The 11,941-nt window shown below is 66.6% G+C and carries 12 protein-coding genes; 5 read left to right on the top strand and 7 right to left on the bottom strand.

Features of this window, described 5'->3' with window-relative positions; translation table 11 throughout:
* Positions 1-120 precede the first annotated feature (120 nt).
* The 7 genes from ACO6D5_RS22920 to gpmA all read right to left on the bottom strand — a co-directional run bounded on the left by ACO6D5_RS22920 (position 121) and on the right by gpmA (position 8,302).
* Complete coding sequence (locus ACO6D5_RS22920; RefSeq protein WP_485826643.1) at positions 121-1,533, bottom strand: FAD-binding oxidoreductase; 1,413 nt, start codon at positions 1,531-1,533, stop codon at positions 121-123.
* On the bottom strand, positions 1,530-2,249 hold the full coding sequence (locus tag ACO6D5_RS22915) for a FadR/GntR family transcriptional regulator (protein ID WP_485826642.1): 720 nt from the start codon (positions 2,247-2,249) through the stop codon (positions 1,530-1,532). Before ACO6D5_RS22915 ends, ACO6D5_RS22920 begins: the two co-directional genes overlap by 4 nt.
* A gap of 82 nt (positions 2,250-2,331) precedes the next feature.
* Positions 2,332-3,528 carry a diguanylate cyclase domain-containing protein gene (locus tag ACO6D5_RS22910; protein ID WP_315846785.1) on the bottom strand — a complete coding sequence of 399 codons (1,197 nt, stop codon included), beginning with the start codon at positions 3,526-3,528 and terminating at the stop codon, positions 2,332-2,334.
* 139 nt (positions 3,529-3,667) lie between these two features.
* Complete coding sequence (locus ACO6D5_RS22905) at positions 3,668-4,423, bottom strand: HesA/MoeB/ThiF family protein (RefSeq protein WP_006224669.1); 756 nt, start codon at positions 4,421-4,423, stop codon at positions 3,668-3,670.
* Positions 4,420-5,865, bottom strand: coding sequence for a S41 family peptidase (locus tag ACO6D5_RS22900; RefSeq protein ID WP_006224670.1), 1,446 nt, complete (start codon positions 5,863-5,865; stop codon positions 4,420-4,422). The genes ACO6D5_RS22905 and ACO6D5_RS22900 overlap by 4 nt, the downstream gene beginning before the upstream one ends.
* An 84-nt stretch (positions 5,866-5,949) precedes the next feature.
* Complete coding sequence (locus ACO6D5_RS22895) at positions 5,950-7,542, bottom strand: murein hydrolase activator EnvC family protein (RefSeq protein WP_485826641.1); 1,593 nt, start codon at positions 7,540-7,542, stop codon at positions 5,950-5,952.
* Between the two features lie 7 nt (positions 7,543-7,549).
* Positions 7,550-8,302 carry a 2,3-diphosphoglycerate-dependent phosphoglycerate mutase gene (gpmA, locus tag ACO6D5_RS22890; RefSeq protein WP_315846783.1) on the bottom strand — a complete coding sequence of 251 codons (753 nt, stop codon included), beginning with the start codon at positions 8,300-8,302 and terminating at the stop codon, positions 7,550-7,552.
* A gap of 184 nt (positions 8,303-8,486) precedes the next feature.
* On the opposite strand from gpmA, the gene ACO6D5_RS22885 reads away from it, so the two are divergent.
* From ACO6D5_RS22885 to ACO6D5_RS22865, 5 genes are read left to right on the top strand one after another with little or no spacing between them, the layout of a single operon-like run.
* A complete protein-coding gene (locus tag ACO6D5_RS22885) occupies positions 8,487-8,909 on the top strand; it encodes a rhodanese-like domain-containing protein (protein WP_315846782.1) in 423 nt (140 codons plus the stop codon).
* 50 nt (positions 8,910-8,959) lie between these two features.
* Positions 8,960-9,217 (top strand): glutaredoxin 3, encoded by a 258-nt coding sequence (gene grxC / locus ACO6D5_RS22880; RefSeq protein WP_006224674.1) that lies wholly within the window; start codon positions 8,960-8,962, stop codon positions 9,215-9,217.
* A gap of 40 nt (positions 9,218-9,257) precedes the next feature.
* Entirely contained in the window at positions 9,258-9,797 is a 540-nt protein-coding gene (gene secB / locus ACO6D5_RS22875; RefSeq protein WP_006224675.1) for a protein-export chaperone SecB, read from the top strand.
* A 15-nt stretch (positions 9,798-9,812) separates the two neighbouring features.
* On the top strand, positions 9,813-10,895 hold the full coding sequence (locus ACO6D5_RS22870; RefSeq protein ID WP_315846781.1) for an NAD(P)H-dependent glycerol-3-phosphate dehydrogenase: 1,083 nt from the start codon (positions 9,813-9,815) through the stop codon (positions 10,893-10,895).
* Between the two features lie 49 nt (positions 10,896-10,944).
* Positions 10,945-11,937: a Bug family tripartite tricarboxylate transporter substrate binding protein gene (locus ACO6D5_RS22865; RefSeq protein ID WP_485826640.1), complete on the top strand. Its 993-nt coding sequence runs from the start codon at positions 10,945-10,947 to the stop codon at positions 11,935-11,937.
* Positions 11,938-11,941: the final 4 nt, after the last annotated feature.

Here is an 11,941-nt window from a genome sequence, read left to right as displayed (position 1 = left end):
CGCAATCGTGGGCGCGCGCCATCAGCCCAACCCCGACGACGGGCGTCCTACGAAGCCCCCCCCAACTCCCCGAAAAACAACCGCCGAAACCCGCCAACGCTACGCCCGCCGCAACAGCCCCTACAGCAGCTTCCCCGGATTCATGATCCCTGCCGGATCCATCACCTTCTTGATCTCGCGCATCAACCGCAACTCCACGGCATCCTTGCTATGCAGAAAATGCTCCCGCTTCAGCTGCCCGATCCCGTGTTCGGCGGAAATGCTCCCGCCATAGCGATTCACTTCATCCAGAACGGCATCCGTGATCGCCGCGCCATTCACCGCCACCCAATCGCGCTCGGCGCCTGCCGGGCGCGACAGGTTGTAGTGCAGGTTGCCGTCGCCGAAGTGGCCGAAGATGAACGGGCGGATATCCGGGTACAGGGCCCGCACGCGCGCTTCCGCCGACACCATGAAATCCGGGATGCGCTCGATCGGCAGCGACACGTCGTGCTTCAAGTGCGGGCCGTCGGCGCGTTGGGCTTCCGAGATCTCCTCGCGCAGCTTCCACAGCGTCTGCAGCTGCGACAACGACGCCGACACCGCGGCGTCCAGGCACAGGCCGCGCTCCAATGCCGTGCCGATCACGTTTTCCAACAGCGTCGTCAGGCCCGCCTCGTCAGCCGTATCGGCCAACTCCACCAGCACATAGGCCGGGTAGCGCTGATCGAACGGCTCTTGCACGCCTTCCGCATGGGTCAGCACCAGGTCCAGGCAATCGCCCGAAAAATACTCGAACGCCTGCAAACGCGCGCCGCACTGTTCGAACAGGATCTCGAACAACTGCAGCGCCTGCGCGGGCGACTCCACCGCCGTCAGCACCACCGAACGCACATCGGTGCGCGGAAACAGGCGCAACGCGACGGCGGTGATCACGCCCAGCGTGCCTTCGGAGCCGATCAGCAACTGCTTCAGGTCGTAGCCGGTGTTGTCCTTGCGCAGCGTGCGCAGGCCGTTGAAGATTTCGCCTGTGGGCAGCACGGCCTCCAGGCCCAGCACCAGTTCGCGCGCCATGCCGTAGCGCACCACGTTCACGCCGCCGGCGTTGGTGGCGACGTTGCCGCCGATCTGGCTGGAGTCTTCCGCCGCCAGGCTCAACGGCAGCAGGCGCCCGGCGTCTTGCGCCGCGCGGCGCAGGTTGCCCAGGATGGCGCCGGCTTCGGCCACCATCGTGTTGGCCACCGTGTCGATCGAACGTACGGCATTCATGCGGTCCAGGCTAAGCACCACGTTTTTCGCGCTGCCATCCGGCGTGGCGCCGCCGCACAGGCCGGTATTGCCGCCGCGCGGCACCACCGGCACGCCTTCTTGCTGGCACAAGGCCAGGCAGGCGGCGACGTCGGCGGTGGTGCGCGGACGCACGACGGCCTGGGCGTGGCCGTTGTACAGGCCGCGCCAGTCGGACAGCCAGGGCTCGATGTCCGCATCGGCGGTGTAGACGGTATCGGGGCCCAGGGCCTGGGTCAGGCGTTGAGTGAAATCGGATGCGCTCATGGTGTCTGCGTTGCCGCGGAAAAGAGGGGATCGAGTTGCAGGCGGCGGGCCGCCTGCTGCAAATGGAAGACCGCCGCTTGGCGGGCCTGTTCGGGATTGCCGGCACGGATGGCCTCGAACACGGCGACGTGTTCTTGATGCACGGCTGCGGTCAGGCCGGCCTGCAGCCGGCTGTTGGACCTTGCCGTGCTCACGGCCAGCCGCAGCTGCAGGTTCAGGTACTGCAACAGGTCTTGGTAGGTGCTGTTGTGCGTCGCCGCGGCGATGGCCACGTGGAACGCCACGTCGTGCTCGACCCCTTGTTCGGGATGCTCAAGATGGGCCTCCAGCGCGGCCAGCGCCTCGGCCATGGCGGCCAGGTCCGCGGCGTTGCGCCGCAGGGCCGCCAACGCGGCCGCGCCGCCTTCCAGTTCCATCCGCAATTCGTAGACGTTGGCCAGTTGGGCGCGGTCCACGCCGATGCCGCTGGACACCTGGAACCCCTGGGCGCCCGTGCGCGACACCACCGTGCTGCCGGAGCCCTGGCGGCTTTGGATCATTCCTTGGGCGCGCAGGCGTTCGGTCGCCTCGCGGATGACGGCGGCGCTGACGCCGTACTGCTCGGCCAGGATGCGGCCGGACGGCAGTTTGGCGCCGACGGCGTGCACGCCATCGGCGATGTCCGTGGCGATCTGGCGGGCGACCTGTTCGGTCAAGGTCAGGGTCTTGGTCAACATGGGCCGATTATAGGCTGACTTTTCAGGTTATCTGATAACTTTTGACAAAGCCGGGCCGCTGATGCGCCGCCGCGTCCCGCCCTCAAGCCGTCGCAGGCTCTCCGTTGCTGCGGGAAAGCGTGGCGTCTTCGACGTCGGCGCCCCCGACGATCTCGCAGCAACGGCCGCCCCGCGCCTTGGCGCGGTACAGGGCGGCGTCCGCCGAATCCAGGGCCGCCTGCGGGCTGCGGTTGGCCGCCGAAATGATCGAAATGCCGATCGACAGGCCCACGCTGACCCGGGTGCCGTCCGCCAGCGCAATCGGCTGGGAGGCGTCGCGCAGCAGGTGTTCGCCCAAGCGCAGCGCCGCCGTGGCGTCGATGCCCGTCACCAGCACGATGAATTCGTCGCCCCCGATCCGGGCCGCCACATCGTCCACCCGCAACATGCCGCGCATGCGCTGGGCGATGGTGGTCAGCACCTGGTCGCCTGCGGCGTGGCCATGGGTGTCGTTGATCCGCTTGAAATCGTCCATGTCCATGTACAGCAGCGCAGCGTGGCTGTCGTGCCCGCGCGCGCTGGCGCAGACCCGTTCCAATGCGACCTGCAGCCCGCTGCGGTTTGCCAGGCCCGTCAGCGCGTCTTCGCTGGCGCGACGCTCGCTGTCGCGCTCGGCCAGCATGGTGGACACCAGGATGCGGTTCAGCCGATGCGAGGCGATGCTCATGCTGACCAGGTAGAACGGGATCTGGATGAAGACGATGGCCGTGACGTATTCGCCCGTGAACAAGGCGCCCAGGCACATGGGCCCCAGGCTCAGGAAGATCATGGCCCCGACCAGCCGCGGCGCGCCGTAGTTCCGAAAGCAGATGCCGCCGGCCATCGCGCCGCAGGACACCCCGGCCAGGGTGGCGGCCAGCCAATCCCCGTTGAGGAAGGTGATGAACACGCCATAGCCCACGCTGAACGCCCACAAGAGCGCCAGCAGGATGTAGATGTCGGTATGGGTGTTGCCGCCCTTGGGCGCGGCGCGCAAGGCGGCCCGCAGGATCGTGACCCGAACGATGGCCAGCACCAGCTCAAGCACCAGCCAAGAGATGTACAGGGGTTCAGGGCGACGCCAGGTGACCACCCCGGAAATCATCAGGGTATTGATGACCCCGCCGGCGAAGATGGGAAGCGTGCCGAACAGGCTGGCGATCAGCGCCGCGCGGATATCCGCAGGCGTGTCTTGGCCGGCGTGCGTCAACCACCGCGTCAGGCGCCACTTGGGCAAGCTGAACTTCAGTCCTGTTTCCACACCGTCACGTCCATCGCCATCACCAGAATTAAGTAGGCTGGCTGGCGTTATAGCAGGTATTTCAAGCCTTTAATATTGTCCCTGAGGGCAATAAGGCCACGGCGTGAGACGAATTTTCGCTTGGCGAGAGACGGCGGGCTCAGTGCCCGCGATGCCCGCAGACCGCGCATTCGGGGTCGCGCTGGACGTTGACGCTGCGCCATTGCATGGTGCGCACGTCCAGCCACAGCAAGCGCCCGGACAGGCTTTCGCCCACGCCGGACAGCAGCTTGAGCGCTTCGGCCGCCTGCATGCTGCCGATGATGCCGACCACCGGCGCGAATACGCCCATCGTGGCGCAGTTGGCTTCCTCGACGTCGTCGGCTTCCGGGAACAGGCAGTGGTAACAGGGCGCGTTGTCGTCGCGCAGGTCGTAGACGCTGACCTGGCCGTCAAAGCGGATCGCCGCGCCGGACACCAGCGGCTTGCGGTGCTGCACGCAGGCGCGGTTGATGGCGTGGCGGGTGGTGAAGTTGTCCGTGCAGTCCAGCACCAGGTCGGCGGCAGCGACGGCGTCGGACAGCGCCTGGTCTTTCAGGCGCTCGACGCGGGCATGGACCTGCGCTTGCGGATTGAACGCCGCCAGCATGTCGCGCCCGGACTCGGCCTTGGGGCGGCCGACGCTGGCGGTGGTGTGGAGGATCTGGCGTTGCAGGTTGCTGAGTTCGACCACGTCGTCGTCAGCCAGGGTGATGTCGCCCACGCCGGCGGTGGCCAGGTAGAGCGCAGCGGGTGAACCCAGTCCACCCGCCCCTACGATGAGCACACGCGCCGCCAGCAGTTTTTCCTGCCCTTCGATACCTAGCTCATCGAGCAGGATGTGGCGGGCGTAGCGCAGCAGTTGCTCGTCGTTCATTTGTCCTTGCTGGGCTCGACTCCGGTCGGCGTGATCTTCATGCGCGTGGGCGTGCCGCCGCCGGCCTTGGCGTCAGCCTTGGCTTGCGCGCGGGCCGAACCCTTCTGCACCGGCTTGCCGGCCAGCACGTTCAGCGCTTGCTGCAGCTGGAAGTCGTCCTTGCCGCCGAATTCGAACACCTTGGTCGGAACGTCGACGTTGTCCTGGTCCGAGTTGGACTTCACTTCGTTGGACGTGCCCGGATTGGACAGGTGGCGTTGCAGGTCGGCTTCGCGCGGCAGGCGGAACAGGTCGCCGTCGGCCGTATCGGCAACGACGTAGTCCGGTTCGATACCCGTAGCCTGGATGGAACGGCCGTTGGGCGTGAAGTAGCGCGACGTGGTCAGCTTGACGGCCGTGCTTTCCGACAGCGGCAGGATGACCTGCACCGAGCCCTTGCCGAACGTGCGGTTGCCCAGCACCTTGGCGCGCTTGTGGTCCTGCAGCGCGCCGGCCACGATCTCGGAAGCCGAGGCCGAACCGACGTTCACCAGCACCACCATCGGCACCGTCTTGGTCCAGGCCGGCAGGCCCGCCAGGTAGTTGCTTTCACCCCGGGCGTATTCCGACGGCGTGGCCAGGTACTTGTGGCGGGCGTCGGGCGTGCGGCCGTCGGTGGACACCACCAGGGCGTCGGCCGGCAGGAAGGCGCCGGACACGCCGATGGCGCTGGTCAACAGGCCGCCCGGGTCATTGCGCAGATCCAGGACCAGGCCCTTGAGCGGCTCTTTGGCGCCCAGTTCCTTCAGTTCCTTGGCAAGATCCGAACCGGTCTTTTCCTGGAACTGGGCGACGCGGATGTAGCCCACGCCGTTGTCCAGCATCTTGCTGCGCACGCTGCGCACCTTGATGATGTCGCGGACGATCTTCAGCACGATGGGCTGGGGACGGTCGGCGCGCATGATGGTCAGCGTGATCGGCGACTTGGGCGCGCCGCGCATGAGCTTGACCGCGTCGTTCAGCGTCATGCCCTTGGTGGGCGTGTCGTCGATCTTGATGATGAGGTCGCCGGCCATGACGCCAGCGCGCGCGGCGGGCGTGCCTTCGATCGGCGAGATCACTTTCACGAAGCCGTCTTCCGCGCCGACCTCGATGCCCAGGCCGCCGAACTCGCCTTGCGTGGCCGTCTGCATTTCGCGGAAGGCGTCGGCATCCAGATAGGCGGAATGCGGATCCAGGTTGGAGACCATGCCCGAAATGGCATTGTCGATCAGGGTCTTGTCGTCGACCGCTTCGACATAGTTGTTCTTGATGGCCGCGAAAACACTGGTCAGTTGCCTGAGCTCGTCCAGGGGCAAGGGACTGCCGCGCTGGGCGACTGCTGTCACGCCAACACTAAGCAATACGCCAGCCACCGCGCCGATGGCTATCAGACCGAAACCGCGAAACTTACGAGTGCCCATGCACACTTCCCGAATTTTGTTTTCGCCGATGGGGTTTGGTAATTCACCAACGGTTTTTTACCAACGACAATTTTGCCAATGCCCCTATTGGGCCAGCCACTGGGCCGGATCCACAGGAGCGCCACGATGGCGAATTTCAAAGTATAGGCCGGATTCCACTTGGCCGCCGGTTGCCCCTACCGTAGCAATAGTATCGCCACCTGTCACCGAATCTCCCACTCGCTTGAGCAGACTTTGGTTGTAAGCATAGACGGTCAGGTATTGCTGGCCATGATCCACAATGATGAGGTTGCCGAAACCGCGCAGCCATTCCGCGTAAACAACGGTACCGGGCGCCACCACCTTGACCGGGGTGCCCTCCGGCGCACGCAGCACGACGCCCCGCCAGACGCCGCCATCCGGGCGATCTACCCCGAAACGGCCCTGCACCTGGCCGCGCACCGGCATGGCCAGGCCATGCTTCAAGCCGTTGCCGCCGCCAAGCGGGGCGGCACGGGAGGCCTGCTGGGCCGATGCACTGCGGGTTGGAGTGGTTTCGGCTTCGACTGGTTCCGCCTTTTTGGGCGGATCCGCGGGTTTTGCCGGGGCCGGCGTATCGGCCGGATTGGTCAGACGGGTGTGCCCCTGTTCAGCCGGACGTAATCCGGCGGCGTCCGGGTCGGCCACGGCGACCGGGCCGCGGCTTTGGCGCGATGCCGCTTCCACCTGCTCTCGGGCCTGGGCGGCTTCGCGCGCATCGCGGCTATCGCGGTCGCGCCGGGCGGCGTCGTCGGCCGCCAGCTTGCGGTCCGCCTCGGCCTTCTTGCGGGCCTCGTCCGCGCGACGTTGCGCCTCCGCGCGCTTTTTGGCCTCTTCGGCGGCGCGCCGGGCTTCTTCCACCCGGCGGGCTTCCTCGGCCTTCTTGCGCGCCTCTTCCGCCTTGCGGGCCTCTTCGATCTGCTTGGCGATCGCCGCGTCCAGGTCGGTGATCAGGCGCGACAGGCGCTGGTCGTCGCGGCCCAGCTTGTTGGCCTCGGCGCGCTGGGCGGCGATCTGCCCCTCCAGCTGCGCCAGCAGCGTGGCGCGTTCTTTCTGCTGGCCGACGAGCGCGGTCTTCTGCTCGGACGTTTCGGCCACGACTTTCTCAATTTCGGTGCGACGCGCATCGGCGCGCGTCTGCAAGGCCGCCAGGCGTTCGATGTCGGCCCGCAGCGCCTGCACGGCGTTGGCGCGGGCCTGCGACACATAGTCCAGGTAGCCCAGATTGCGGCCCAGCACCTGAGGGTCGTCGCCGGACAGCAGGGCTGTCCAGGGCGACAAGCCGCTGGTGTACTGGGTGCGCAGCTGGTCGGCGAGCTCCACGCGGCGCTTTGCCAGCACCGCCTCTTGCACGCCGATCTGCTTTTCCAGGCCGGTCAGGTCGGCCTGCGCCTGGCGGTTGGCCTCGGCCAGCTCCCGCAAGCGCAGGTTGATCTTGGAAATGGAGGATTCCGACTGCTTGAGCGCGTCGGCCGCTTCCTTGCGGGCAGCCTCGCGGCCGTCGATATCCTTTTGCAGGCTTTCGATGCGGTCCCGCAAGGCGGCCTGCTGACGTTCGGCGTCGGACTGGCGTCCGGCAAGGTCGTTGGGCGCAGCGCGAGCCGACAGCACCCCACCGGTCAACATGACCGCCAACAACACCCCTGCCGTGCGACGCATAGAAATATCAGTCCTTCTTAGCCTTGCCTTGGGCAGCTACCGCCGCCATGGCCGCCTCGATCTCGGCGGCATCGCCCAGATAATAGTGGCGGATGGGACGCAGGTCATCATCCAATTCGTAGACCAGCGGCTGGCCGGTCGGAATGTTCAGGTTGACGATGTCGTCGTCCGACACATTGTCCAGGTGCTTGATCAGCGCGCGCAAGCTGTTGCCGTGGGCGGCGACCAGCACCTTGCGGCCGGCACGGATGGCCGGGGCGATGGACTCGTTCCAGAACGGCAGCACGCGTTCCACGGTGTCTTTCAGGCACTCGGTGGCCGGCAGCTGGTCGGCCGGGATCTTGGCGTAGCGGCTGTCGAAACGCGGATGGCGCTTGTCGTCCAGCGACAGCGGTTCCGGGGCGATCGCGTACGCGCGGCGCCAGATCAGGACCTGCTCGTCACCGTACTGAGCGGCGGTCTCGGCCTTGTTCAAGCCCTGCAGGGCGCCGTAGTGGCGCTCGTTCAGGCGCCAGTTCACGCCCACCGGGGTGTACATGGCGTCCATGGCGTCCAGCGCGATCCACAGGGTGCGGATGGCGCGCTTGAGCAGCGACGAATAGGCCAGGTCAAAGGTGTAACCCTCTTTCTTGAGCAATTCGCCGGCCTTGCGGGCCTGTTCGCGGCCGGTTTCGGTCAGGTCGACGTCAGTCCAGCCGGTGAAGCGGTTTTCCAGATTCCACTGGCTTTCGCCGTGGCGCATCAGAACAAGTTTATGCATGGTTTGGCACGCTTTCCGCGCGGGTTAAAGTTAAGGGATGGTTAAAGAATGCGCTCATTTTATAATTGAGTGATTTTGCCCTTGATTTTGCCCCGGCGCACCCGTCCATTTCCCTGGCGCGGCACCTAAGGGGACGCCAAGGGTTCGCCCCTACCAGGCTTGTCGCCGTACTTCAGGATGCCCCGTGGATCTTCTGCAATTCTTGCTCGATAAAAACAACGTCTTCATCGTCGCCGTCGCCGTCATCTCCGGCGTGATGCTGGCCATTCCCGCGCTCCGCAAGGGACGTACCGGCTCGGCCGTCAGCACCGGCGAGGCCATCCAGATGGTCAACCAGCGCAACGCCGTCTGGGTCGACGTGCGCCCCGCCGAGCAATTCCAGGCCGGCCACATCGCCCAGGCCCGCAATCTGCCGGCCGCCGACATCGAACAAAAGGCCGCCTCGCTGCCCAAGAACAAGCCGCTGGTCGTGGTTTGCGACAATGGCCGTGATTCCGCCCGCGCCGCCGCCAAGCTGCGTGCGCAAGGCTTTGCCGACGTGGTGCCGCTGGATGGCGGCATGCGCGCCTGGTCGGCCGCCAGCCTGCCGGTCACCCAGAAGGGTTGAACCGGGGCGCCCGTCCCCTTCCCTTTCCATACCGAATCGCAGGAGCGCCTATGAATAAAGTTGTCATGTACAGCAAGGACTATTGTCCTTATTGCGCCCGCGCCAAGGCGCTGCTCGAGCAACGCGGCGTGGCCGACCTGGAGATCATCCAGATCGACCGGGACCCGTCCCAGCGCGATGTCATGATCGAACGTACCGGCCGGCGCACCGTGCCGCAGATCTTCATCGGCGATACCCATGTCGGCGGTTGCGACGACTTGATGGCCCTGGACCGCTCGGGTGGCCTTGCCCCCTTGCTCAACGGCTAATCGCCCTCATTTTTGCCCCCTCCCACCAACGGAAACACTCATGGCTGATCAAGACCAAAACACCCAGCAAGAAGGCGGCAACGACGCGCCCTCGTTCAATCTGCAACGCGTCTACCTGAAAGACCTTTCGCTGGAAATGCCGAACGCGCCCCACGTCTTCCTGGAGCAAGAAGCGCCCCAGGTTGAAGTGAGCATCACCGTGGGCGGCCAGCGTCTGGCCGAAACCGTGTTCGAGACCACGGTCACCGTCACCGTCACCACTCGCATCAACGACAAGGTCGTGTACCTGGTCGAAGGCACGCAAGCCGGCATCTTCGAAGCCGCCAACATCCCGGAAGAGCAGCTGGATCCGCTGCTGGGCATTGTCTGCCCGACGATGTTGTACCCGTACCTGCGCGCCAACATCGCCGACGCGATCACCCGCACGTCGATGCCGCCGCTGCACCTGACGGAAGTGAACTTCCAGGCCCTGTACGAGCAGCGCCTGGCCGAGCTGCAACAGCAGCAAGGCGCCGCCAACGGCAATGGCGCTGGTAGCGACTCGGGCATCATCCTGCCCCCCAGCGCCACCCGCCAGTAAGCACGCCACGCCCCGATGAACAATCCCACTGAGCCGCGCTTGCGCGTCGCCGTCCTGGGTGCGGGAAGTTGGGGCACCGCGCTGGCGGCGGCCTCCAGCCGCCGCCACGCCACCCAGCTTTGGGCGCGCGACGCCGCGCAGGCCGCCAGCATGGCCGCCACGCACGAGAACGCGCGCTACCTGCCTGGCATCGCTTTGCCCCAGGCCCTGAATTTCTCCTCCGATCTCGACGCCACGCTGCGCAGCCTGCAGGACGAGGGCGCGCGCCGCCTGATCGTGCTGGGCGTGCCCGTGGCCGGGCTGACCGCCATTTGCGGCGAACTGTCGCGCCGGCTGCCCGTCCTGGGATTGCAGGACACCCCCATCGTCTGGACGTGCAAAGGCTTTGAAGCCGACACGGCCAGACTGCCACACGAGATCATGCGCCAGGCGCTGCCCGGCGCGGTCGGCGGCGCGCTGTCCGGCCCCTCCTTTGCCCGCGAAGTCGCGCAAGGGCTGCCTGTGGCGCTGACGGTCGCCAGCACCAGCGCCGCCCTGCGCGAGGCCACGACTGCCGCCTTCCATGGCGCCGCGTTGCGCGTCTACGCCAGCGCCGACCTGATCGGCGTGGAAGTCGGCGGTGCGCTGAAGAACGTGATTGCGGTCGCCTGCGGCATCGGAGACGGACTGGCGCTGGGCACCAACGCCCGCGCAGCCCTGATTACCCGGGGCCTGGCCGAAATGACGCGCTTTGGCGTCGCGCTGGGCGCCCGCCCCGAGACCTTTGCCGGCTTGACCGGCCTGGGCGACCTGGTGCTGACCGCCACGGGCGAACTGTCGCGCAATCGCCGCGTCGGCCTGGAAATCGGCGCCGGCCGCAAGCTGGCCGACATCCTGGCCAGCGGCATCACGGCCGAAGGCGTGCGTTGCGCGCGCGCCGCGCTTGACCGCGCCCGCGCCATCAATGTCGAACTGCCCATCACTGAAGCCGTCTGCGCCGTGCTGTTCGACGGCGTGGCGCCCATGACCGCGGTTTCCGCCCTGCTGGCGCGCGACGCGCGCGACGAAAGCGCGGATGCCGGCGGCCCGCTGGACCCGTCGCTGGGCGGCCATCTTTGACCCCTCCCTGACAACAAGACTTCCGCACGATTCCGAGGAGACATCCTTCATGACGCAAACCCGCAAGCTCCGGGTCGGCCCGCTCCTGCGCGGCCTGTGCCTCAGCCTGGCAGCCGTGCTGCCGGCCGCCGCCCATGCCGACTGGCCCGACCACCCCATCCACATGGTCGTGCCCTTCCCGCCCGGCTCGTCGCCCGACATCCTGGCGCGCACGATCTCGGAACCGCTGTCGCAGGCGCTGGGCCAGCCCATCGTCATCGACAACAAGCCGGGCGCGGGCGGCAACATCGGCACGCGCATCGTGTCGCAGGCCAAGCCCGACGGCTATACGCTGCTCTATACGATCAACGGACCCCTGGTCACGGCGCCCACGCTGTACAAGAAGACGCTGGGCTACGACCCGCTCACCGACTTGGCCCCCGTCACGCTGGTGGGCACCAGCCCCAACGTGCTGGTCGTGCCGGGCAGCCTGAAGGTCGACAACGTCCAGGACTTCGTCAAGCTGGTCAAAGGCCGCGGCAATTCGCTGAACTACGGTTCGGTGGGCCCCGGCAGCTCGGCCCACCTGGCCATGGAGATGTTCAAGGAAAGCGCAGGCGTGGACCTGGCGCACATCCCCTACTCCGGATTCCCGCAGGTCATCACCGCGATCATCGGCGGCGACGTGCAAGCCGGCTTCATGGTGCCGGCAATCGCCGTGCCACAGGCCCGCGACGGCAAGGTCAAGCTGCTGGCGGTGACCAGCCTGCAGCCCAGCGAAGCGCTGCCGGGGATCCCGACGATGGCCTCGCAGGGCTATCCCGACTTCGAAGCCATTTCGTGGAACGCGGTGCTGGCCCCGGCCGGCACGCCGACGCCGATCATCGAACGGCTGAACAGCGAACTGGCCCGCATCATCGACAGCGAAGCCGTCCGCAAGCAGCTTGCCCTGCAGTACTTCACCCCCGCGGCATCCACGCCGGAAGCCCTGACCGCCCGCATCAAGAGCGAAAAGGCGCGCTGGGACCAGGTGATCGAAAAACTGAAGCTGTCGCTGGATTAAGCGC

This window comes from Achromobacter sp. (assembly GCF_057314935.1).
This window is presented reverse-complemented; position numbering and strand designations above follow the sequence as displayed.